We start from the raw sequence: 21,667 nt of genomic DNA on the forward strand, positions 1-21,667 counted from the left end.
AAAACTTTTATTTTGAAATCAGGGCATTTATTGAATCATACAAGAAATACGAGGATTAAATTTTAATTTTACCGAAAGATGCCAAAAATACTATCAACGCAGAAATCGACTTAACATCGAATGAAACTTTCACAGAGAAAAGAAGTGCCTTAAAATATGGCAAACTATGACGAAGAGATCGAACGTTCACTGCATAGCAATACATAATTTCATCGAAATGCTCGGGATACTTCGAAAAAAAATAATTACATGTATTTAGATGATCCATCGCATTTTGACCGATACCCAAAACCTTATTGGTAACATTATTTCCATGGCGACGATAACGCCCGAGAACCTCTGGAATGTATCTAATTGTTCCACCACTAGCCAGTGCGTCCACCCAATAACACCAGTCTGATGCAACTGGAATCATCAGGTTGAAGCCAGACTTTGGCGCATCTTGCGATCGAATCATTGTCGCGCAAGCGCCATTAAAACAACCATATTTTATTGAAGCTCTTATATCCCCTTCTCTTGGCTTGCTCTTTCTTGAGAAAAGATAAAGAGATTCATTGGTCGAACTTTCAAATACGTCCAAATCATGATAACAAATAGTGCAATCAGGGTGTCTTTCCATATAATCAACTTGCTTGCTGAGCTTCCCGGGCAACATTACATCGTCGCCGCCCATCCAAGCGATGTATTTGCCACTACAAGCAAAATGCGCGGCATTGGAATTTGCTGTGATACCCTGATTATCGTGCGAAAGCCTCAGTCTGAACTTGCCAGGATTCTCATCAGAGTATTTTTTTAAGAGCTCATGAGTCCCATCAGTTGAGCCATCATCCGCGACAACAATCTCGATGCTGGGATAATCCTGTGAAAGAATAGATTCAATGCACTCTTGTAATAATATTTTTTGGTTGTATGTAATCACAGCAACGCTCACCAAAGGCAGCTTCTTATCAGTCACTATATAACCCCAGGGTAGAATTCATCACCACCTCAATTAAAAAAACCCGCACAAACAAGGGATTATTTTTCCATAACGCTTTTTAACATGGAACAAATTCTTAGGCAATCAACCATACGTTTAGTCACTTTCATCAAGGCCTCCAATTTTACAAACACAATGAACGTTATATTAGAAAAGCTACACAAAGATTCTCTGATAGCATCTTACCCACCCCATTTAAAATTAACCATTTTAAAAAACAACCAAAAATATTAATTGCTAAAAGAAGGGTTAAAATCGCACCGATTACTATTTGTCAACGAAAAACTTCGCCTACTCCCTAATTTATAGAAGGTTTTAACATCTAACTTTTAGCTCACCCTTGATTTCCAAAAAAATTTTTCGAAACATAGCATCTTTTAGAATCGCCAAGAGACCAAAATAAATCACCATACCTAAAAGCGTGCTTAAAATTAAATCTACCAAAACTTTATCGAAGTCAACATGATGCACCACCAAAAACATTATAGTCGCAGAAAAAATGTAGTTCTTCGCAACCTTAAGCTGACTCCAGGCACCAAAACCGTATAGTTTTCCCGGGTAATATGAATTTATAAAATAAGCGATGCAGCTAGTTGTCAGCATAGCCCAGGCTACGGCTTGAATACCGTAAGGAATTGATATGAAAAGCGCAAAAACCGTCATTGGCAGCTTACTTAGATCAACCTTAAGAAAAAGATCTGATCGGCCTACTGCATTCAGAATATTCATGTTGATTGAACTGATAGGAGTAATCGCGCGCGCAAAACAAAGCACCTGAATTATCGGTATTGCAGGGCCCCACTCTTCGCCCATAAAAAACAAAACAAAGGAATCTGCTACGGCCGAAAAACCTACGAGAGCGGGCAGAGAAACTAGCATGGTGACTGCTATCAGCTGTCTGTAAAGGCTTACGAGCCTATCCTGCTGTTCTTTGATAGAGGTCAGAAGCGGATAGGTCACACCTTGCAAGGTCGAGGAAATTAGCTGGACTAGAAGATTCGTCAAATTAGTCGCTTGGGTAAAATATCCAACACTGGTCGCATTGAAGTATCTACCGATCATAGCTACATAGAGATTGTTTACCAAGGTCGAGATAAACCCTGCCAACATTAAATTAGAACCGAATTTGAATAAACTCTTAAAAGAATCGCGGCTAAACCTAAGCTTGGGGAGCCACCGGCAAAAAAACCAGAACCCGATATTTTGTAATAGGGCCTTTATCAACAGCAACCATACAAACGCCCAATAACCATAACTTTTCGATGCTAAATATATTGCTACTGCCGAGCTTATCAATGTCGCGACGAAGGTAGCTATTCCTTGGCTTTTGAAATCTACCCTGATTATGAGCTTCGCGCGGGCTACAACTGTAAGTGAGTTAATAATAATAATAACGAACAGAAGTCGAGAAATCTGAACCAATTCAGGTTCTTGATAAAAATTAGCTATCAAAGGCGCAGCTGTATACAATACAGCATAGATTGCGACGCTCCATAGCAGGCTCACATAGAAAATAGTAGAAGAGTCAGCTTCCGTTAAAGAGTGGCTACGCTGAACCAAGGCCTGAGAAAACCCATTATTGACTACACTCTCAGCCAATAACATAAAAATTGTCAGCATACCTACTAAGCCGAACGCTTCAGGCCCAATTACTTTAGCCAAATACAACGTGACACAAATAAAACCAAGCTGGTTAATCAGCTTATCTAAAACACTCCACGCAACTCCACGAATTGCCTTATTTTTTAACGACACAAATTCTTCCCAGATTCAAATAGGACTATTTCGGAAAAATTATTCATTTCTTGGGTATGCATCAATCAACGATTGGCTAGACTTATTTAATATAGAAACGCCCTTGTACTTTGCATAATCAGACATCAACTCATGCGCAGAAAATGTGTCAGCGCTAAGTTGAAGCAATTCTGCCATCCTCCATTTCATAACCTTATCTGGATTTTTTCTCAACACCTCAATATTGTCTTTTTCATTAAAATGCTTAAATGTTATATATAAGTCATTGGTATTTTGGTCGACACTTATATCCTTGTGGAAGCTAAGATCAGCGCCATAGACATTAACCTTTTCATAGCCCAAAATAATACCGATGTATATCCCATATATTAAAACATTTATTTGGGGTGGACCATATATCCCCATATCAAATACCTTGCCGAGCAAGTCATTATATTCTTTACAAGGAAGCCCCTGCGTAGCAATCTTAATTATCTTCACATTTTCATTTTGAATCGATTTTGTCAGTATTTTTTCATCCGCGTAATGAGGCACTATTATTTTCATAGGCCACTCAGTTTTTTCATTGATTATGGAAAAAGTTTTTTCACGCCTTTCAATCCAATCTGAATGCGCATTTTCTGAAAAAAAATATGCATCCAAGAAAACATATACCTTGGGCTTAATGACAGTATATAGTCTATCGTCACAAAAATTATTTACGCATATAAAATCGTGGCTATCCTTTAAAATACTGAAATTATTTTTATCCAATCTTAAGCTTGGACCATTTCCTACTACGGCTACGTCATTGAAATTTTTTTCTATCTTTAATTCTGAGACTGGGACTGCACCTTTTATCCGAGCCTTTAAATATAAATATAGATCCCTGCCCAAAAACCTTAATATAAAAGGGAACGCTTTATATATCCTTCTCAATGCCTGCCTAAACATCTAATAGGTCCCTTACCCTTTGCTTACACACTATTTTATTCTGCTGAGCCCAACGACTCCATTGTTCAACTTCTGTCCAATCGGAAAGAAAAACAAAATCTATAGCTGCAGATACAGAAACCTCATAATCGTACTTGCTATCGCCAATAAACAAAGCGGGCTTCAGTATATTCTCAGCAGAAATTTCACGTTTTATAATTTCGTATTTTTCATCGGGGCTGCCGAATATTCCACCGTCGAATAGGTCGGCTAAGCCGCGTTTGGAAAGCACATCCCGCAGCTCGGCCTGATCTCCTCCAGAAGCCATCAGCCAGCGGGCGTTGGGCGTGCATTGGCGCAACGCTTCAAGGCCAGGAGTAATGGTGCAGCTTAGGAGGCCTTCACGGACGTTTACAGAATACGCCTCCAATAATGCAGCGAGATCGGAGTCAGCTTGACCCGGAACGATCTGCTCCAAAAAGTACGCAAACTTCTTATAACGCGAGACGCCGCCGTTGGCTACGTGGTATTCCACCATGGCTTGTGCGGCGGCCTCGCCATAGGGCAAAGTAGCCCGGTAGAAAGCGTTGGTCTTGACCTTGTTGGAGTCAAGGACTACACCGTCGCAGTCGAAGACTAGCGTTAGATAATTACTAATAGCGATGGGGAGACTCATACCCCGGCCAGCCCCTTCTCCACCATGCACTCCGCAATCATAAAATCTTCGGGCCAATCAATATCGTAGCCGGTAAGCTTGTCCAGCTCATAGAGATAAGGGCGATGGCCTATCCGGTCCTCTAGTTCACGGTATGTTGAGCTGGGTGCAATAAAAGCACCACTATTAACCTCATGTACCGCCTTCAAGGTTTGAGTACGCGGCCATTTTTCGGAGTTTCGGTCATAATTGATAGGCTCTTCATCTTGCCAAAGAAAAGCATGAATCTTGGTGGTGGTCATTAAAGAGTCATATCCTTTCTTGAGCTTATCGAAATAGGTTCGAACCGCTAGGTCATAGTGCTTTTCGGTAATAAAGGGCGATGTCACGTGGGTCCAAAGAATATGTCCGCTGTCTATCAGCGAAAGTGCATGTGCCACGAGTTCGTCGGTACTCGTTTCGCTCGTTGCCAAGGTCTCAACTCGTTTGTGCAAACGTAGTCGGGGTTCATTTAGCGATTCCGCAAAAGCCAAAATGTCTGCGTCGTTGGTGCTCAGCACTACTTCATCAATTAACTCAGCTGACAAAAGTTGGCGCAGCTTCACTTGAATCAAACCAAAATTAAAACCTGCAAAAGGCTTGATATTTTTGCGCGCAACACGTTGACTTCCTGCCCGACAAGGCAAAAAACAGGTCACTTTTTCTGTCATTTGATCATTCCGTAAACGCTTGCTTTATCGACATCATAACGCGACGGTGTTACCGCAATCAGCGGCAAATTGGCGCTAGAAACTTGAAATTGCTTAACGACACGGTTCATTTCGGTATTACGCGGATCTTCTGCAGGATAGCCATCAAAACCAGCCAAAAAAAGGCAGCGACACTTTCCACTCGCTGCAATGGCAAACGCATAAGCCATCACTAGAGAGGTTGGCGCGGTGCAATAAGTCTCCGAAAACGCAAACGTTTCTTCCTTCACCTCTAGACCGAAGTCCAGTACTTCCTTATCTGCCAGTGCAACTTTCACATCATCAGGCAACATGGAATAAGGCGTGATCAGCGGCTGCGGTAATCTGACATGACTTTCACAATCAGCGAGCAAACGAACTGGGTGGCAAGCCACCCGAACATCGATCAGCTGAGCATCAATCGATGTTTGTGTATTGAGCGCCAGGACTAAAGGCTCATAGGCCCGGATATAGCGCTCCAGCGCCTCACGATGGCGGGCAACGCCAGGGCCGGTGCCTAGCAACAACACCTCACGTCCTTCAAACTGTGCCTTCGGAGACCAGTGCCCTTTGGGCTCCCCACGGTAAAAATGCCGAGCGGTGTCCAGAGCGTTGAGATTAAATCTCTTTCCTCCTCCTAAGCGGAGATGCTCAATTACCGCTAGCAAATCTTCCTCGCTGTAGCGCGAGTCACTGAGCATTTCTTGGATATAGGTGGGATGAATGCCGTACTTACCGGCGAGGTAGTAGTATGGGTTGGTGCCCCAACCGTAGTTTGCCTGCATCGGTTTAAAATGTTCGCGCAGCAACGTCATTAATGGCACTAGGTTGACTTGTTTGCCACGACGCTCTGCAATCTCTACGGCCAATTCCTCTGTTCGGGCATTGCCTGGTCCACGCCCCATCCCGGTAACAGTGGAATCGACCCACATTACTCCCTCATCTATACCGCGCAGTGTATTGGAAAGCGCCAGCCCAAGGTTGTCATGCGTATGGATCCCCATGGCGCCGTTCCACTCGCTACGAAACCACTTAATGATTTGCCCAACTTTCTCAGGGTTCATGCTGCCCATGCTATCTGCGAAATAGAGCACATCAATCGAGTAGGTCTTGGCTTGGCAGGCGAGTGCTTTCACTTCTTCTTCGGTGCGATCCGCCACCTGCATCAGATTAAACCCGACTTTATAGCCTCGCTCCTTCAACCAGCTAACAGCTGACAAGGCCTTTTCGAACTCATGAGCATGACAGGCAATGCGAACCAGATCGACCCGCGACTCAGCTGCCGGCTTGGGAAAGAGACGTTCCAATGCATCTCTCGGTGAAAGCTCTCCCACTAGCTCACTGCCGTTTACCATCACTCCAATGGCTAAACCAGAAGGGATCGCGAGGCTACGGATAAAGTCATCCGTAGTGAAGGCGCAAGGTCCTTGAAATCCATCGTTCCTCAGGGTACGGAAGCCCAATTCCACAACGTCTACGCCGGAGGCCTGCATGGCATCGAGGTACTGGTGGATCAAATCCGTGGAGAAGTCCCACGCGTTGTAATATCCGCCATCACGGAGCGTGCAATCGAGTAGCTTCATATTGACCACATCAAATAGTACAGTTTGAATTAACAAATGAGTTGACAGCTTCGATCACCACATTGACCTCCGCATCCGTCATCACCGGACTAATCGGAAGACTCAGCACTTTTCCGTGAACCGCTTCGGTAAGCGGAAAACGGTGCTGGTTCCAGTTGGCATAAGCTTTCTGCTGGTGCGGTGGTATCGGGTAGTGAATCATCGTCTGCACTCCAGCATTTTGTAGGTGCTGTTGAAGTGCGTTTCGCTGCTCCGAGCGTACTACATAGAGATGAAACGCATGGCATTTTAGGCGCTCCATGGTTTCGTCTGCGCTAATTGGCTGCTGGACAGCGCGGTTGCCAATTCCTTGAGCATAGGCCAAGGCAATTTGCCGACGACGCAGGGTTTCGACGTCAAGATAGCGAAGCTTTATCCGCAGCAGAGCCGCCTGCATTTCATCCAGACGGCTGTTTACACCTTGGTAGACGTTTTCGTATTTTTTATGGCTACCGTAGTTACCAAGTGCGCGGACGGCATGTGCCAGATCGCCATCATTAGTGGTAACCGCGCCCGCATCACCCAGTGCGCCGAGGTTTTTACCAGGGTAGAAGCTAAAACCTGAGGCGTTGCCCCAATTACCTGCCTTTTTCCCGTTGATGCCAGCCCCGTGTGCCTGAGCTGAGTCTTCCAGCACTAGTAAATCATGGGCTTTAGCTAGCGCCATGATGTCTGACATGGGAGCTAGACGGCCATAAAGGTGCACAACAAGAACAACTCTTGTCCTAGGACTTAAAGCCGCCTCAATACCGTCAGCAAAGAGGTTAAGTGTGAGCTCGTCCGGCTCGACCAACACGGGCGTAAGGCCATTTTCAGTAATCGCTAAGATGCTGGCAACGTAGGTATTTGCTGGCACAATAACTTCATCGCCCTCTTTGATCTTGCCCATCTCTTTCCAGGCTCGGAGAGTGAGGGTAAGCGCATCAAGGCCGTTGGCAACGCCCACACAGTATTCCGTGCCACAGTATTCAGCAAATTCTTTTTCGAAAGCGCCAAGTTCGGTACCTTGTATATACCACCCTGAATCGATCACTCTCGTAGCAGCCTCCACCAATTCTTCACGATATTGGCTGTTTATAGATTTCAGATCTAGAAAAGGAATCATGTTTCAATATACCTGACAATTCGGGCGGGATTACCAACAACCAGAGCACGAGGGGGGACATCTTTAGTTACCACCGCACCCGCACCAACCATTGCCTCCTCACCGATACAGATCCCGGGCAGCAAGGTTGCATTCGCTCCAATACTAGCCCCTCTTTTTACCGTTATACCTGAAAACGCATCTGGATAGACTTTGGAACGGGGGTACGAATCATTTGTGAACGTTGCATTGGGCCCAACAAACACATCGTTTTCGATAAGGGTTCCATCCCATAGCTGCACCCCAGATTTGACGGTTACGTTGTCCCCTACAACCACATCACCCTCGATCAGAGTCTGTGCGCAGATATTGCAATCCTTACCTATACAAGCGCCTTCAAGAATTACAACAAATTGCCAAATTCGGGTCCCCTCTCCGATCTGTGAGCTTGCGACGTCAGCCGTCGGGTGAATGAAACTCATGATTTCACCTGACGGATAAAATCGTCGTAATCCCGGATATAATCACTTTCGTCATAATGCTCACTGGCCAACACCATCAAGACACAATCGTCGCTAAAGTCGTGCATTTCCCGCCAGACCATATCTTCTATTAACAGACCTTTGGTCGGAGAATCCAACCAGACTTCCTCTTTTTCCTCACCGTTATCCAGCATTATTCTGCACTTGCCTACGACGCATACCGCAATTTGCTTCAGAGCCTTATGAGCATGAAAACCACGCGCCACACCAGGCTGGGTCCCAAAAATGTAGTAGACACGCTTTATGTCGAAGGGTATCGATTGTTTGCCTTCCAGCGCGACCAACGAGCCACGGTCGTCACCGAGTGAGGGGAATTCGACCACTTGGACTAAGCTGGTATCCTTATCGCTCATCAACCAACTCCTGCAGGTAAGTTCCGTAGCTGTTTTTCTTAAGCTCGTTTGCCTGGGCAAGCAGCTGGGCCTTGCTCAACCAGCCATTATTGAAAGCAATCTCCTCCAAACACGCGATCTTGTAACCTTGGCGTTTCTCTATGGTTTCCACAAACTGCGCCGCCTCCAGCAGGCTTTCGTGGGTACCGGTATCCAGCCAGGCGAAACCGCGCCCTAATCGCTCGACGTTCAGTTCACCCGCCTCTAGGTAGACTTTGTTTACGTCCGTAATTTCTAGTTCGCCACGGTGCGAGGGTGCAACGGACTTGGCGATATCAATTACGCGATTGTCGTAGAAATACAGGCCAGTCACCGCATAGTGGGATTGAGGTTTGGCGGGTTTTTCTTCAATAGAAAGCGCTTTGTGGTTTTCGTCAAACGCTACTACACCAAAACGTTCCGGGTCTTTTACCTGGTAGCCGAAGACAGTAGCACCCTGCCCTTGCTCGGTGCGTTTTACAGCTTCACGCAGCTTTGGGGTAAAGCCTTGGCCGTAAAAAATGTTGTCGCCCAGTACCAAGCATACGCTGCTTTTGCCTATAAAATCCTCGCCGATCATAAACGCTTGGGCTAGGCCATCGGGGCTAGGTTGCGTCGCATAACTAAGCTTGATGCCAAACTGCTCACCGCTGCCCAGGCTCCGCTTGAAACTCGGCTCGTCTTCCGGGGTGGTGATGATCAGAATATCCCTTATACCGGCCAGCATAAGGACGGAAAGCGGATAATAGATCATCGGTTTGTCGTAAACCGGCAAAAGCTGTTTAGAAGTTCCAAGGGTAATTGGGTAAAGCCGCGTACCCGAGCCGCCGGCGAGAATAATGCCTTTCATGCGCCAACTCCAATGCGTTCCCGTTGATAGCTGCCGTCTTGTACCCGATGGCACCATTCCAGATTGTTGAGGTACCACAGTACGGTTTTGCGGAGGCCGGTCTCGAAGCTTTCTTTTGGCACCCAACCCAATTCTTTCTGAATTTTGCTGGCGTCTATGGCGTAGCGCAGGTCGTGGCCGGGGCGGTCGGTTACGAAGGTGATCAGATCACGGTAGTTTACCAGACCAGAGGGTTTTTCAGGGGCCAACTCTTCCAATAGGCCGCAAATGGCCTGAACCACGTCGATATTGCGTTTCTCATTGTGGCCACCGATGTTGTAGGTTTCGCCCACTTTGCCTTCAGCCACCACTTCATACAATGCTTGGGCATGATCCTCTACATACAGCCAGTCGCGGATTTGCTCGCCTTTACCGTAAACAGGCAGCGGCTTTCCTTCCAAAGCGTTGAGGATAACTAGCGGTATGAGTTTTTCCGGAAAATGGAAGGGACCGTAATTGTTGGAGCAGTTGGTGACCAATACCGGCAGGCCATATGTCCTGCACCAAGCTCGAACAAGATGGTCTGAGCTAGCCTTGCTGGCGCTGTAGGGGCTGCTCGGGGCATACGGTGTTTGTTCAGTGAACAAGTTTTCCGGGCCATCCAGGTCGCCGTAGACTTCGTCTGTGCTGATGTGGTGGAAGCGAAAGTTCTCGCGGCGCTCGGACTCGAGTGTTTGCCAATATTGGCGGACCGCTTCCAGCAGGGTGTAGGTGCCGACGATGTTGGTTTCTATGAATTCGGCGGGGCCATCAATGGAGCGGTCTACGTGGCTTTCGGCAGCCAGGTGCATGATGGCGTCCGGCTGATGGTCTTTCAGCACCCGGTCGACCTCGGTGCGGTTGCAGATATCAACCTGTTCAAAAGCGTAGCGGCTGCTGTCGCTCACCGCTGCTAGGCTTTCGAGATTACCAGCGTAAGTGAGCTTATCAAGATTAACCACTTCATCCCGAGTGTTCCAGATAATGTGGCGGATAACGGCGGAGCCAATGAAGCCGGCGCCGCCGGTGACCAGTAATTTCATGGGTGCTTAACCTACGTTCTCAATATACCAGGGCATAGCTTTGACGATACCTGCGTTAATTCTGTATTCCGGCTCGTAACCGAGCTGGCTCTCCGCCTTGCTGATACCAGCCTGAGAGTGGCGAACGTCGCCGGCCCGAAATTCCCGGTAAACCGGTGGCTTAGCGTAGGGATTTCCGTTTTCTGCTAACGCCGATTGTAGCGCGTTAAACAGGTCGTTCAGCGTGGTCCGATCGCCCACGGCAACATTGTAGACTTCATTTTTGGCGCTTTGCTCTGCGGTTGCGGCAAGCAGGTTGGCCTGTACGGCATTCTCGATAAAGCAGAAATCCCGACTGGTTTCGCCATCACCGTTGATAAAGATATCCTCGCCTTGAATCATCCCTGCGGCCCATTTCGGAATAACAGCAGCGTAGGCCCCGTTCGGATCTTGTCGCTTGCCGAACACATTGAAGTAGCGCAGGCCAATGGTATTGAAACCATAGGTTTTGGCAAAGACGTCGGCATACAGTTCATTGACGTATTTGGTAACAGCGTAGGGGGATAGCGGCTTACCGATATTCTCTTCCACTTTCGGTAGCGCAGCATGGTCACCGTATGTGGAGCTGCTGGCAGCGTAGGTGAAACTAGCGACTCCAGCATCACGGGCGGCCACAAGCATATTCAGGAAGCCACCAATATTGGTGCCATCGGTCGTTATCGGGTCGTTAATGCTTCGTGGAACAGATCCCAGGGCGGCCTGGTGCAGTACGTAGTCCACACCTCTGCACGCTTGGTGGCAATCCTCCAGTGAGCGGATGTCACCTTCGACAAATGAGAAACGCTGCCATTGCCCAGGGCTGACCTGGGCTTTTACCTCTTCCAGGTTATGCTGGTGGCCCGTCGCGAAGTTATCCAGTCCAACTACGGTTTGGTTTAGCTTGAGCAAGTGTTCCAGCAGATTCGAACCGATAAAACCGGCTACGCCAGTTACCAGCCATGTTTTCGGGACGGTGTTTAGCGTGTTCTGCAACTCTTCGTATTGGGTCATGGTTTACAGCCTGATGTCGGATTCGTGTGCGGAAAGAATGTACTTCAGGTCGTAAACCACTCCGCCTGACTTTACCAGCGACCTAATACCAGTTGCCCCAAGGGCCTTGAATTGATCATGCCCCACAGCAAGGATCACGCCGTCGTACTGCCCGTCCTTGGGCTCTGGAATGGGATCAATGTCGTATTCATTCTTAGCCTCGGCATTGCTTACCCAAGGATCGTATACATCCACTTCAATATTGTATTCGCCCAGCTCTTTTACGATATCGATCACCCGGGTATTACGCAGATCCGGGCAGTTCTCCTTGAAAGTGAGCCCCATCACGAGAACCCGGGCTCCTTCAACATGGATACGCTTTTTGAGCATGGCCTTTACGAGCTGCGAGACCACGTAGGCACCCATGCCATCGTTAAGTCGACGGCCGGCGAGGATGATTTCGGGATGGTAGCCAATGGTCTGCGCTTTATGAGTCAGATAGTACGGGTCCACGCCAATACAGTGGCCACCCACCAGGCCTGGACGGAAAGGAAGGAAGTTCCATTTGGAACCTGCAGCTTGCAGGACAGCCTCGGTATCTATGCCCATCTTATTGAAGATCATCGCCAGTTCGTTGATCAGGGCAATATTCAGGTCTCGCTGAGTGTTTTCGATGACCTTGGCAGCTTCCGCGACTTTGATACTACTCGCCTTGTGGGTGCCTACTGTAATAATTTCGTTGTACAGCGCATCCACCAAGTCGGCGATTTCAGGAGTGGAGCCCGCAGTGACCTTTTTGATGTTGGTGACCCGGTGCTCCTTGTCACCGGGGTTAATCCGCTCCGGACTGTAGCCAGCATAGAAATCCCGGTTGAACACTAGACCGGATACCCGCTCCAGTACCGGGACACAGTCTTCCTCGGTCGCCCCTGGGTAAACTGTGGACTCATATATTACGATATCGCCCTGTTTGAGAGTTTTACCGATGGTTTCACTGGCCTTGATCAACGGGGTCAGGTCCGGGCGTTTGTGTTCGTCGATCGGAGTCGGCACCGTTACGATGTAGACGTTGGCGGATTTGAGATCTTCAACGCTCGAGGTATAGCTAAGCTGGGCCGCCTGTTCCAGTTCCTTGCTGCTTACTTCCAGGGTGTGGTCTTGGCCATTCTGGAGTTCGGTGACCCGCTTCTGGTTAATATCAAAACCGATAACAGGGCGTTTTTTTCCAAATTCAACGGCCAACGGCAGGCCAACATAGCCTAGACCTATTACCGCAAGGTTTAGATTATCTGTTTGCATAGTTGTTGCTGACTTTTTCACCAAAGGATTTGAGGGGAATAGGGTTGAAGCTATGAGGCTAAAGCCTCTGGATTAGTCTCTGTTACTAATATGGGGCTATCTTTCGAAGCGGCCCGGATGAACACAATGAAAACACCGAGCATACCGCCAAGCAAAGTGGCAATCATGGCGATTAAAACTCGCTTAGGTTCACTTGGCTCCTGCGGAACAACTGCCGGATCGATCGATCTAAACACATATTCTCGCTGGGCATTTGCAAGCATTACGGTACGGGTTTCACTTTCGATAAGCTCAAAAAACACCTGTTGCATACCTGCAATGTTGGTGTCGTTCAGCTTTTTTTCCAGATAGGCAATCCGGGCCTCGGCACTTGCCACATCCTCTCTGCGCATGTGATCGTTAATGTCGTTCACCAATCAGTCGGCCCATTGTCTGGCAGCCTCCGGAGAAAGGCTTTTAACGTTCAGCGTAAAGAGGCCACTGTGCTGGTTTTCGCTAATACGAATGTGTTTGCTTTTGAAGACCTTCACCAGATCCCAATCTGTAGGTTGCAGACTTTTTCCTTCTTTATTCCGCAACCATTGCCCGCTTTCGTGATTATAGATATTTCGGTTGAATTGCCACTTGCCTGTATTGTGGCTCCAGCCCTCCACCGCCACTAGAGGAACCGCCAGATCGTGGCGATTAATGAAATCTGCCAGGAATGCACGGGAGCGAAGCACTTCCTTGGCGATAACTGTTTGATTTGAGCGGCCACTACCAAGACTGACACCTGCGAGACTGGCCAAACCACCAAGCTGACCAGAAATACCTCCCACACCACTATCTTCATTGGCGGGAGCCAAAAGAACTGTGGATTGATAGATATTCGGTTGAGAAAAAGCGTATGCCACTCCGCCAACAGCAAACAAGAGGGTGACGACAACAATCACCCATTTGCCAGACCATAGGATGCCGAACAACTGGCGTAGATCTATTTCATCATCTTCAAGATATTCCGAGAATATCTGGTAATTTTTCATATTGGGTCACTACAGATTCCCCACTGCCGCTGCACCAAGCGCCATCTGGTAAACGATCTGACTTACGTTCGTCCACAACTCAAGTTGGTTAAGCCGGTCAACATTGATGGGCATTATAATGGTGTCACCCGGATCCAACTGCTGGCTTCTGCCGCCAAACCAACGACTTTTTTCTGGCAGCATTACTGAGCCGTCTGCTTTTACAACATACACCCTGCTTTCATCTGCTTGGCGAGTGGGTCCGCCGGAGCGCTCCAGATAATCATCTAAAGTTAAACCAGCCTGATGCAGATGACTTGTCGGGAACTGAACCTCGCCGAATACGGTAACAGCCTGCGGAATTGCCGGAACAGTTAGGGTGTCGCCATCTTGAAGGCGAATCGATTGGTAATCTTCGTCGTTTAACACGGCGGGTAAGTCGACAACCATTCGGCCAACTGGACGGCTACCTTGAACCTCTTCCAAAAGACTCTCTACTTGTTGAACCCGGTCTCCGCTTTGACCACCGAACCCATCCCCCTCAAGCTGCACGCCAAGGAGATCGCCTTGTAGACGTTCTTTCGCTTCCCGCAAACGCTGCGCCTCCAGTTGGCGCAGCTTGGCCCGTGTAAAGATAGCGCCCGTCGGGAACGCGTTCTCAGTCAAGCCGCCTCCCCTCTCAATCACTTGCCTGAGAGTCTCACCATCTCGAAAAGTGTATTCGCCCGGGTACCGCACTTCACCCTTCAACTCGATAGTGCTGGTTGTGGCAAAATTCGGTATGGATTTGATTAGAATTCTATCTCGACTCTGGAGTGAAATATTGCCATTGCAGATCAACTGATGTCCCAGCTTTTGCAAGGGAATTCTGATCAAACCCGCGAGTTGCCGAGATTTCGGTACTGCCGAAAAGACTGTACTCGCCCCGGAAACTTTTCTCTGCCTGCTGTTCCTGCTCGAATCGGAGATAAGCTGCAGCTGAGCCCACCGAGGACTGGTCGAATCCTACGCTGACCTCAAGGCCATTATGGACGGTGCTCCACATCAGAGGCCAGGTGGTCACCGTGCGATTGAGGTGCCCTCGATCAGATAATTTTTGAGCAGAAAATCGCGCCCTGGCATCACCGGGCGCAAGCCATGGGGCGGCTGAAATTGAAAGAGATACCAGGCACGCTACCGCCCCACCGACCAGCGTCCAGTGCTTTATGGCCATAAATATTATGTAGTTCCGAACGGACAGAAATTTTGCAATAGACGGATAAAGAAGGCTAACCCCTCCGACGGGTTAGCCTTCTGAGCTGTGTTGAGCGGCGCCGATTCTACGGCATTCAGTTCGCAGAACAAGTTACAGCGGGCGTAAAAACACTACAGGCGGGCCTATACGCGTGAAATCTTGTTAAAGCTCGGATAGCGTTGCCAGTGAATCAGGCATCAGTCATTTGATCCCTCACGAGAGCAGCAAATTCGGCAAAAAACGCTAGAAAGATCCCTGCCAGCAACCCCAGCACACCAGCCAGGGTAACGATCAGAACTTTCGCCGGCCCTATTGGATCAGCACTTTGCCGACTAACAACTAACAGCTCAACAGACTCAATCGATGCCAGTTCATTTTCGAGTGAAGCTAGCTGCTCAATCGCCAAAGCCATCGAAGCTCCTGTATCTTCAGCCCCCTGAAGCATCTCTACCGTGGCATCCAATGACTCGATTCGCTTGTTGAGCTTTGCCCGAAGGTTAGATACTCCGACGATTTGCGTTTTCTCTAACCGCCCCATTAACTCGCCATGGATTCTATCAACTGTTTCCGCTTGAGCTGCCGTTGCCTCCGTCACCAATCGAATCAACCCTGTATCCTTAGGATTTGCAAAAGCCACTCCAAACTGAAGCTTTTTCTCATGTTCCGCGCGGTAGGCCGCTTCGAGCTCAGGCACCCAATGATTTTCAAGCTGCGCCATAACACTTGAGGGTTCGTCTAAATACTCACCGGAACCCTTTTCAGCGACTTTCACCAGACTGACATATTCGTATTTCGCGGGTGCCAAAATGGCATAGACGAGACCAGCCAGCATCGTTACCACGAAAACAACATAAAAAACCCGCCGACGCCGCAAAAATGTAGACGCGAGTTCGACCAGGCTAATCTCGTCGTCGTAACGGGCTCGGCTAGTGTTTTCACTTTGCGTCATTCCAAATCCACCATGTTGCGTTTAAGTAAAGATCGTTCTTTTGATCTGAGGGGCACGAATTTCCCGCTACAGAGGGCTCGCGTTTATCGCTTTATCGCTTTATCGCTGCTACCGGAACACTTATGCGCTGCGGCTTCTGCATAAAGTTGATAAACACTATGGCACGCTCCTCTCCGTCGTAGGCCTGAAAAATTGCGTTGAGGCCCTCAAACGGGCCCTCCATCAACTGCACTTGACTCCCTGACTGGATCCCCCCCTGTGCAGCCACCTTATCCAAGCTGTCCCTGATGTGCTGAATCACTTCATCAGAGATTTTTGCAGGCTTGTGCGCAAAACCAACCACTCTCAGAACGCCACGGGTTGAGCGCAATTTGGACCACGCAGAGTCTGTTTGCTCAAGGTTCACAAAGAGATATCCGGGAAACAGCGGTTCCAGCTTTTGTGTTCTTTTACCACCCTTTATCTTTTCTACCGGCACCTTTGGGTAGAAGCAGGGAATCTCCTGGTTCTTCAGATGAGCCAGAGCGCGATCACCCTGCGCCGGCTTGTACTGCACTGCATACCACCCCATGTTTAACGTCGACCCAAAGCGATAAAGTGAGGGTTGAGCACGTCCTCCTTCCCGTAGAGGAGTGGCTCACCATCGAGTCTCTCAACTCTGCCCCCAGCTGCAACAAGCACTGCATGAGCCGCAGCCGTATCCCACTCACAGGTTGGCCCGAGGCGAGGATATATATCCGCCCGACCTTCAGCTATACGGCAAAGTTTCAGGGAGCTACCGGCCTGAACCAATTCATGGTCGCCTAACGCAGCTATGTAAGCTCTTGTTTCTTCATTCAGGTGGTTCTTGCTGGCAACCACCCTTTTAACGGCCTTCGGTTCAGAAACACTGATGCGGTGGACCGCTCCACTCCGGTCACGCTTATGAGCGCCCTGACCTTTAAGTCCCCAATAGGCTTCCATCGTCGCCGGCGCAGTCACTACACCCATAACGGGCTCTCCATCTTCTATGAGAGCGATATTGACCGTGAACTCACCGGTACGCTGGGTGAAATCCTTGGTGCCATCAATCGGATCGATCAACCAGAAACGGCGCCAATGTTTGCGGTAACGCCAGTCAATCGACCGACCTTCTTCTGACAAAATGGGGATGTCATGACTGATAGTTCGCAGGCCTTTCTCGATCTCCTCATGGCTCGCCAGATCCGCTGCAGTTATAGGTGAGCTGTCGTCTTTGTAGCCAACCTTGAAGTCGGACTGGTAGATATGGAGGACGCGCTTGCTCGCCTTATCTGCAACTTTGATGACATCCCGGAGAACAGAGCTGTATTCCATAGACCACGCTTCCTGCTTCAGATCAAAACTTCTGGCACATAACCGGACGATAATAACATCTCACGGCAAATAGTCAGAAAGGTGTCCGCATGAAACTTCAATTTCTTGGTGCTACAGGTACAGTTACCGGCTCAAGGTATTTGCTTTCGGCCGACAAGCATCGACTGCTCGTAGACTGCGGCATGTATCAGGGGGTGAAAACACTCCGCCGTCGAAACTGGGCCGAATTCCCTGTAGATCCCTCAATCATAAACGCGGTCGTTCTAACCCACGCTCATATCGACCACAGCGGCTACCTGCCAGCGCTAGTCAAGAAAGGCTTTAAAGGTAAGATATACTGCACCAGGGCGACCCATGACCTGTGCAAAGTCCTGCTACCCGATGCCGGATTTCTTCAGGAAGAAGACGCCAAGTACGCCTTCAGGAAGAAGTTCTCGAAACACGAAAAACCTGAACCTCTGTTTACGGAAAAAGATGCCCGGGAAGCACTCAAGCACTTTGAATCGCTTCATTACCACGAAGCCTTCGAACCGGTGAAAGGTATGGAGGTGACTTTCACCCCAGCCGGACACATCCTCGGATCTTCCTGCGTGCATGTTCATCACAAGAAAACTGACAGGACAGTCGTATTCAGCGGCGATGTCGGACGACAGAACGACATCATCATGCGCCCGCCGGAACCTATTCAGAAGGCAGACGTACTAATCTGCGAATCAACCTACGGCGACCGCAAGCATGCCGAAACAGATCCCGAAACAGAACTGACGAACATTATCAAACGCACCGCCGGCCGCGGCGGAATCGTACTAATCCCTGCCTTTGCTGTTGGCCGCGCCCAAATGCTGCTCTATGTCATTCACAAGATCATGGGTGAGGGCCGCATTCCCGAGCTACCGGTCTTTTTAAATAGCCCGATGGCGATTCGAGCCACCGAGATTTTCTGTAAACATCACAAAGAGCACAAGCTAGATCCAGCACGCTGCGAGATTATCGACAGCAATACCAAATTTGTCCGCACGGTGGAGGAATCTATAAAGCTGGATTCCACCCACTACCCTTGCGTGATTATTTCAGCTAGTGGCATGGCGAGTGGTGGACGGGTGCTTCATCATTTGAAAACACTTGTGCCAAATGAGCGGAACAGTGTCGTGTTTGCGGGTTTTCAGGCGCCCGGAACTCGAGGAGATGCACTGGTCAACGGGGCAGATTCAATAAAGATCCACGGTGAGTACTGGCCAGTAAAAGCAGACATCCAAAATTTGGATGCGCTCTCAGCGCACGGCGATTTCGACGAAATACTTTCTTGGCTGGAGCAAGGCGCACTCAGACCTAGGAAAGTGTATGTCACTCACGGGGAAGTAGTTGCAAGTGACGTGATGCGCAAGCGGATTCGTGACAAGTTTGGCTGGGACACTGAAGTACCGGAGATGTTTTCAGAGAAGGACATTTAAATGACCGCGCAACCTGCCGGACTGTACCTGTCCGTCCAGTTTGCTGCCCCGCTCGTGTCGACAACACAACTCCAGTTACCTGATACTGTCCGCTCAAACCTCAATACAACCCCGCTGAGGTCGCCGTGAGCATTGCCCCCCATGGTCACCTGAAGGTGACCAGAACCGTCAGGATTGAACACTGCAATATCAGTTGCAGCGGCACCTGTGGTTAGGCGGGAGGGGGAATAGCCAATGTCGGAATTAACGAGGCCTCCATTCTGGACCAAGCGCTCCTCCACCGCCGACCTATAGGCCGACAGCTCCCCAAGTGCCCGATTTATCTGGGATTGCATTACATAGCCTTGGTACGTTGGTATGGCAATGGAAGCTATGATGCCGACGATCACAACAACGATCATGACTTCAATAAGGGTAAAACCGCTGTTTTTTCCAAGCATGAGTTTCATTCCAACAAAAAACACATACCTACCATTTGCAATGTTCAGACCAACATCATTGACTGTCAGGGCGGGGAAAGTACCCATGTAGCCAGAAGCGCGGTAAAAAGGGAGCACTGGGGCTTTCGGCATAGATGCCCAGGTCCGCTTCCATTGCTCCATGGTAACGCCATACCTCTTGGCCCCAGACAACGCCCAGAATCAGCACGGCACACGCAAGCATCGGTTTTGAACCGGCTCGACCTGATTTAGCTTCACTCCAACCTTTCGAAGCGGAGGCGCCCTCATTAGGCTGCAAAGTCAAAGCCCAAAAGACTGCCAGCACCACCAAGGCAGCTGACATTGAGGCGGGAACCATAAAGACCGCAGAAACTCCGGAGTGAGCAAGTCCCGCTATGCAGGATGCAGAAAAAGCGACTATCACGGAAGCATGCTCCCGCGCCCCAGAAACAATCGGCCCACGCAACGAAAGAAGCCTTTTGAAGGTTACTCCTAGAAGAATCGCCACAAACGCCATCAGGGCCCAGCCATACTCGGCCGCCCACATCAAATACATATTGTGTGGGTGCCCGAAGTTCTGCACAGACGAGTATTCCGGCGTAATTGTAGGGTGAGTAAGCCATGATTGAACACCCATACCTAATGGGAAATTTCGCAGACTCATTTGCCACGCCTCCCACCAAAGTGGGAACCGCCCGGAGGCCCCAGCATGCAGTGAACGGATCACCGTTTCGCCAAAAACCAGCTCCGGTATTGCCCAGGAAAGCAAGCACCATAGGAAGACACCCAACAAAAGGAACTTTATCGAAACCGCCAACCACGGTAATACTGCCCGACCGAAAATCGTCAGCACGATCAACGCAGCAAGCCCCAGGCTGATCACTGACCCTCGCGACATAGTGAGTAACGCTACCCACCACCAGATCCCCGCCGTGAAAAAGACCCCGACCCTCCAAAGCCCGCTATTCCTGAGCCGCCCACATAATAGCGCCAGTGGAAACAACGGCAGGAACCAGGTAGCCAGATGGCTCCAGTACCGCATGTTTACGAAGCCCCAAGGAATGATATCAATGAGCTTAGAGAAGTCATCGGCGATCGCGAACGAATACGCTGTGAGGCTCATGGCCGCATAGAAAAAGCAACCAACCACAACAACACTGACCAATGTGCTAGCGACTTTTTCAGTACAGCATCGTGCGCGAATGCCCCACCCCAAAACTGAAAACGCCAGAAAGAAAAATGCAAACAGCCCCGCTTCAACCCAGCGGTAATCACTTACAGTGAGCGGTGCAGCAAAAATGAGAAACGCGATAGAAACCAAAAACGCAGGCCAGTTGTCGACCCACAGATTAGCGCGGGCATCACTGGAAGGAACTATAAGGACGAAAAACACTACAAAAACAAGAAGAAATATCTGAAAAAAGCGCTGGCCCGCGAAGCTGCCAATCCAAACCGGCAGGAAATCCGAAAACAGCGAAACGAAAATAACCGAGATAAAAACGGCTAAGAGAAATCCCGTGTAAAGAGAGTTGGACCGGCAAAATTTCAGAGAAACTAGAGAATCGCCATACCCTTTCCGCGCCACATGTAAGCCCTACAATCAACACCACGACTAACAACAAAAGCCCCGCCTATCGGCAGGGCTTTCGAATTTCATTAGCGCTCGACCTTCTGACGGTCTGAAGCGCTACGCTTTCTTAGCTATGCTCACAGCTGGCCGGTGCGTACGAATCCTTCCAACCTTGAGCAGCTGTTCCACCTGTCATTGCGCATGTATAAGCGCCAGCAAGGCTGCGAGAGATAGTAATGATTACACCCCGGACCGAGCCGGACGCGTCTTCACCCATCCGCACAGACCAAGTCATAGTTGGCAATTCGCCATTAGTCACTTGAAGACCCGCAGCATCGCCATAAGCGTCATCGACAAGATTAGAACCGGTCCAACCGATGTTGATTTGGCGAGGGTCTGCAGCCAGGTTATCTGCAGTCGCAACAACTTCGGCTCCGCTATTGAAGAGGCTTTCAGCGCTGGATTTGAGTGCGTTTACTTCACCAACTACCCGAGATATCTGGGCGCGAGCGGTGTAATCTTGATATTGCGGAATAGCTACTGCCGCCAGGATACCGATGATCGCAACAACGATCATCAATTCGATCAGTGTAAAACCCTTCTGGGCGTGGTTGATGTTCATATTTTTCATGGTCGACCTCTGTGTTTGTCGGTTATCAACTCTTGACGGCCCGGGACCGATGGAGCCCTGCCCCATGGCCGGCTTGGTGAGCCTGCTTAAGCGAAAGCACCCAGCGTGCCAACTTAAAGAGCCCTCTTTTAAACCCATTAAATTCAAACACCTACTATTAAACCTCATGTGAATTGCACTTTTTAACGCC

The 21,667-nt window shown here is 49.1% G+C and carries 23 protein-coding genes and 1 pseudogene; 1 reads left to right on the forward strand and 23 read right to left on the reverse strand.

What is annotated here, in order from left to right:
* Positions 1-55 precede the first annotated feature (55 nt).
* The 20 genes and pseudogenes from QUE89_RS11810 to cysQ all read right to left on the reverse strand — a co-directional run bounded on the left by QUE89_RS11810 (position 56) and on the right by cysQ (position 17,385).
* Complete coding sequence (locus QUE89_RS11810) at positions 56-955, reverse strand: glycosyltransferase (protein ID WP_286220277.1); 900 nt, start codon at positions 953-955, stop codon at positions 56-58.
* A gap of 339 nt (positions 956-1,294) precedes the next feature.
* A complete protein-coding gene (locus QUE89_RS11815) occupies positions 1,295-2,734 on the reverse strand; it encodes a lipopolysaccharide biosynthesis protein (RefSeq protein ID WP_286220278.1) in 1,440 nt (479 codons plus the stop codon).
* Between the two features lie 39 nt (positions 2,735-2,773).
* Positions 2,774-3,667 carry a hypothetical protein gene (locus QUE89_RS11820; RefSeq protein WP_286220279.1) on the reverse strand — a complete coding sequence of 298 codons (894 nt, stop codon included), beginning with the start codon at positions 3,665-3,667 and terminating at the stop codon, positions 2,774-2,776.
* Positions 3,660-4,322: an HAD family hydrolase gene (locus QUE89_RS11825; RefSeq protein WP_286220280.1), complete on the reverse strand. Its 663-nt coding sequence runs from the start codon at positions 4,320-4,322 to the stop codon at positions 3,660-3,662. Before QUE89_RS11825 ends, QUE89_RS11820 begins: the two co-directional genes overlap by 8 nt.
* Positions 4,319-5,011 carry an acylneuraminate cytidylyltransferase family protein gene (locus QUE89_RS11830; protein ID WP_286220281.1) on the reverse strand — a complete coding sequence of 231 codons (693 nt, stop codon included), beginning with the start codon at positions 5,009-5,011 and terminating at the stop codon, positions 4,319-4,321. The genes QUE89_RS11825 and QUE89_RS11830 overlap by 4 nt, the downstream gene beginning before the upstream one ends.
* Positions 5,008-6,612: an aldolase catalytic domain-containing protein gene (locus QUE89_RS11835; protein ID WP_286220282.1), complete on the reverse strand. Its 1,605-nt coding sequence runs from the start codon at positions 6,610-6,612 to the stop codon at positions 5,008-5,010. Before QUE89_RS11835 ends, QUE89_RS11830 begins: the two co-directional genes overlap by 4 nt.
* 10 nt (positions 6,613-6,622) lie before the next feature.
* Complete coding sequence (locus QUE89_RS11840; RefSeq protein WP_286220283.1) at positions 6,623-7,756, reverse strand: DegT/DnrJ/EryC1/StrS family aminotransferase; 1,134 nt, start codon at positions 7,754-7,756, stop codon at positions 6,623-6,625.
* The gene (locus QUE89_RS11845) at positions 7,753-8,217 is read right to left on the reverse strand and encodes an acyltransferase (RefSeq protein WP_286220284.1); all 465 of its coding nucleotides are present in this window, start codon (positions 8,215-8,217) and stop codon (positions 7,753-7,755) included. The genes QUE89_RS11840 and QUE89_RS11845 overlap by 4 nt, the downstream gene beginning before the upstream one ends.
* Complete coding sequence (locus QUE89_RS11850) at positions 8,214-8,630, reverse strand: sugar 3,4-ketoisomerase (RefSeq protein WP_286220285.1); 417 nt, start codon at positions 8,628-8,630, stop codon at positions 8,214-8,216. Before QUE89_RS11850 ends, QUE89_RS11845 begins: the two co-directional genes overlap by 4 nt.
* Entirely contained in the window at positions 8,620-9,498 is an 879-nt protein-coding gene (rfbA, locus tag QUE89_RS11855; protein WP_286220286.1) for a glucose-1-phosphate thymidylyltransferase RfbA, read from the reverse strand. Before rfbA ends, QUE89_RS11850 begins: the two co-directional genes overlap by 11 nt.
* Positions 9,495-10,559, reverse strand: a complete 1,065-nt coding sequence (gene rfbB / locus QUE89_RS11860) for a dTDP-glucose 4,6-dehydratase (protein WP_286220287.1) — start codon at positions 10,557-10,559, stop codon at positions 9,495-9,497. The genes rfbA and rfbB overlap by 4 nt, the downstream gene beginning before the upstream one ends.
* A gap of 6 nt (positions 10,560-10,565) precedes the next feature.
* Positions 10,566-11,588: an NAD-dependent epimerase/dehydratase family protein gene (locus tag QUE89_RS11865; RefSeq protein ID WP_286220288.1), complete on the reverse strand. Its 1,023-nt coding sequence runs from the start codon at positions 11,586-11,588 to the stop codon at positions 10,566-10,568.
* Positions 11,589-11,591: 3 nt separating this feature from the next.
* Positions 11,592-12,866: a Vi polysaccharide biosynthesis UDP-N-acetylglucosamine C-6 dehydrogenase TviB gene (gene tviB / locus QUE89_RS11870; RefSeq protein ID WP_286220289.1), complete on the reverse strand. Its 1,275-nt coding sequence runs from the start codon at positions 12,864-12,866 to the stop codon at positions 11,592-11,594.
* A 50-nt stretch (positions 12,867-12,916) separates the two neighbouring features.
* Positions 12,917-13,279, reverse strand: coding sequence for a GNVR domain-containing protein (locus tag QUE89_RS11875; RefSeq protein ID WP_286220290.1), 363 nt, complete (start codon positions 13,277-13,279; stop codon positions 12,917-12,919).
* A gap of 3 nt (positions 13,280-13,282) precedes the next feature.
* Positions 13,283-13,888 carry a Wzz/FepE/Etk N-terminal domain-containing protein gene (locus QUE89_RS11880; RefSeq protein ID WP_286220292.1) on the reverse strand — a complete coding sequence of 202 codons (606 nt, stop codon included), beginning with the start codon at positions 13,886-13,888 and terminating at the stop codon, positions 13,283-13,285.
* Positions 13,889-13,897: 9 nt separating this feature from the next.
* A pseudogene (locus QUE89_RS11885) lies at positions 13,898-14,692 on the reverse strand (SLBB domain-containing protein); the annotation flags it as partial.
* Positions 14,667-15,080, reverse strand: a complete 414-nt coding sequence (locus QUE89_RS11890) for a hypothetical protein (RefSeq protein WP_286222945.1) — start codon at positions 15,078-15,080, stop codon at positions 14,667-14,669. The gene QUE89_RS11890 and the pseudogene QUE89_RS11885, both read right to left, overlap by 26 nt.
* Positions 15,081-15,291: 211 nt before the next feature.
* Positions 15,292-16,050, reverse strand: coding sequence for a Wzz/FepE/Etk N-terminal domain-containing protein (locus QUE89_RS11895; RefSeq protein ID WP_286220293.1), 759 nt, complete (start codon positions 16,048-16,050; stop codon positions 15,292-15,294).
* Positions 16,051-16,141: 91 nt separating this feature from the next.
* Positions 16,142-16,621 (reverse strand): transcription/translation regulatory transformer protein RfaH, encoded by a 480-nt coding sequence (gene rfaH / locus QUE89_RS11900; RefSeq protein WP_286220294.1) that lies wholly within the window; start codon positions 16,619-16,621, stop codon positions 16,142-16,144.
* Positions 16,622-16,623: 2 nt separating this feature from the next.
* Positions 16,624-17,385: a 3'(2'),5'-bisphosphate nucleotidase CysQ gene (cysQ, locus tag QUE89_RS11905; RefSeq protein ID WP_286220295.1), complete on the reverse strand. Its 762-nt coding sequence runs from the start codon at positions 17,383-17,385 to the stop codon at positions 16,624-16,626.
* An 89-nt stretch (positions 17,386-17,474) separates the two neighbouring features.
* On the opposite strand from cysQ, the gene QUE89_RS11910 reads away from it, so the two are divergent.
* Entirely contained in the window at positions 17,475-18,836 is a 1,362-nt protein-coding gene (locus QUE89_RS11910; RefSeq protein ID WP_286220296.1) for an MBL fold metallo-hydrolase RNA specificity domain-containing protein, read from the forward strand.
* Here QUE89_RS11910 and QUE89_RS11915 read toward each other — a convergent pair.
* The 3 genes from QUE89_RS11915 to QUE89_RS11925 all read right to left on the reverse strand — a co-directional run bounded on the left by QUE89_RS11915 (position 18,833) and on the right by QUE89_RS11925 (position 21,468).
* Positions 18,833-19,408 carry a pilin gene (locus QUE89_RS11915; protein ID WP_286220297.1) on the reverse strand — a complete coding sequence of 192 codons (576 nt, stop codon included), beginning with the start codon at positions 19,406-19,408 and terminating at the stop codon, positions 18,833-18,835. The genes QUE89_RS11910 and QUE89_RS11915 overlap by 4 nt on opposite strands.
* Positions 19,332-20,861, reverse strand: a complete 1,530-nt coding sequence (locus QUE89_RS11920; protein ID WP_286220298.1) for an O-antigen ligase family protein — start codon at positions 20,859-20,861, stop codon at positions 19,332-19,334. Before QUE89_RS11920 ends, QUE89_RS11915 begins: the two co-directional genes overlap by 77 nt.
* A gap of 112 nt (positions 20,862-20,973) precedes the next feature.
* A complete protein-coding gene (locus tag QUE89_RS11925) occupies positions 20,974-21,468 on the reverse strand; it encodes a pilin (protein ID WP_434784111.1) in 495 nt (164 codons plus the stop codon).
* Positions 21,469-21,667 lie beyond the last annotated feature (199 nt).

Origin of the sequence: Marinobacter sp. LA51, from assembly GCF_030297175.1 — a bacterium.
GTDB lineage: Bacteria > Pseudomonadota > Gammaproteobacteria > Pseudomonadales > Oleiphilaceae > Marinobacter > Marinobacter apostichopi.

Bases quoted from the DNA above. Each gene is read 5' to 3' on its own strand.
- QUE89_RS11910 (WP_286220296.1), top strand. From the start codon at position 17,475: ATGAAACTTCAATTTCTTGGTGCTACAGGTACAGTTACCGGCTCAAGG.
- QUE89_RS11820 (WP_286220279.1), bottom strand. From the start codon at position 3,667: ATGTTTAGGCAGGCATTGAGAAGGATATATAAAGCGTTCCCTTTTATA.
- QUE89_RS11865 (WP_286220288.1), bottom strand. From the start codon at position 11,588: ATGACCCAATACGAAGAGTTGCAGAACACGCTAAACACCGTCCCGAAA.
- QUE89_RS11925 (WP_434784111.1), bottom strand. From the start codon at position 21,468: ATGAACATCAACCACGCCCAGAAGGGTTTTACACTGATCGAATTGATG.
- tviB (WP_286220289.1), bottom strand. From the start codon at position 12,866: ATGCAAACAGATAATCTAAACCTTGCGGTAATAGGTCTAGGCTATGTT.
- QUE89_RS11915 (WP_286220297.1), bottom strand. From the start codon at position 19,408: ATGCCGAAAGCCCCAGTGCTCCCTTTTTACCGCGCTTCTGGCTACATG.
- QUE89_RS11880 (WP_286220292.1), bottom strand. From the start codon at position 13,888: ATGAAAAATTACCAGATATTCTCGGAATATCTTGAAGATGATGAAATA.
- QUE89_RS11890 (WP_286222945.1), bottom strand. From the start codon at position 15,080: ATGGCCATAAAGCACTGGACGCTGGTCGGTGGGGCGGTAGCGTGCCTG.
- QUE89_RS11830 (WP_286220281.1), bottom strand. From the start codon at position 5,011: ATGACAGAAAAAGTGACCTGTTTTTTGCCTTGTCGGGCAGGAAGTCAA.
- rfaH (WP_286220294.1), bottom strand. From the start codon at position 16,621: ATGGGGTGGTATGCAGTGCAGTACAAGCCGGCGCAGGGTGATCGCGCT.
- QUE89_RS11850 (WP_286220285.1), bottom strand. From the start codon at position 8,630: ATGAGCGATAAGGATACCAGCTTAGTCCAAGTGGTCGAATTCCCCTCA.
- cysQ (WP_286220295.1), bottom strand. From the start codon at position 17,385: ATGGAATACAGCTCTGTTCTCCGGGATGTCATCAAAGTTGCAGATAAG.
- rfbA (WP_286220286.1), bottom strand. From the start codon at position 9,498: ATGAAAGGCATTATTCTCGCCGGCGGCTCGGGTACGCGGCTTTACCCA.
- rfbB (WP_286220287.1), bottom strand. From the start codon at position 10,559: ATGAAATTACTGGTCACCGGCGGCGCCGGCTTCATTGGCTCCGCCGTT.
- QUE89_RS11840 (WP_286220283.1), bottom strand. From the start codon at position 7,756: ATGATTCCTTTTCTAGATCTGAAATCTATAAACAGCCAATATCGTGAA.
- QUE89_RS11845 (WP_286220284.1), bottom strand. From the start codon at position 8,217: ATGAGTTTCATTCACCCGACGGCTGACGTCGCAAGCTCACAGATCGGA.
- QUE89_RS11835 (WP_286220282.1), bottom strand. From the start codon at position 6,612: ATGAAGCTACTCGATTGCACGCTCCGTGATGGCGGATATTACAACGCG.
- QUE89_RS11895 (WP_286220293.1), bottom strand. From the start codon at position 16,050: ATGACGCAAAGTGAAAACACTAGCCGAGCCCGTTACGACGACGAGATT.
- QUE89_RS11825 (WP_286220280.1), bottom strand. From the start codon at position 4,322: ATGAGTCTCCCCATCGCTATTAGTAATTATCTAACGCTAGTCTTCGAC.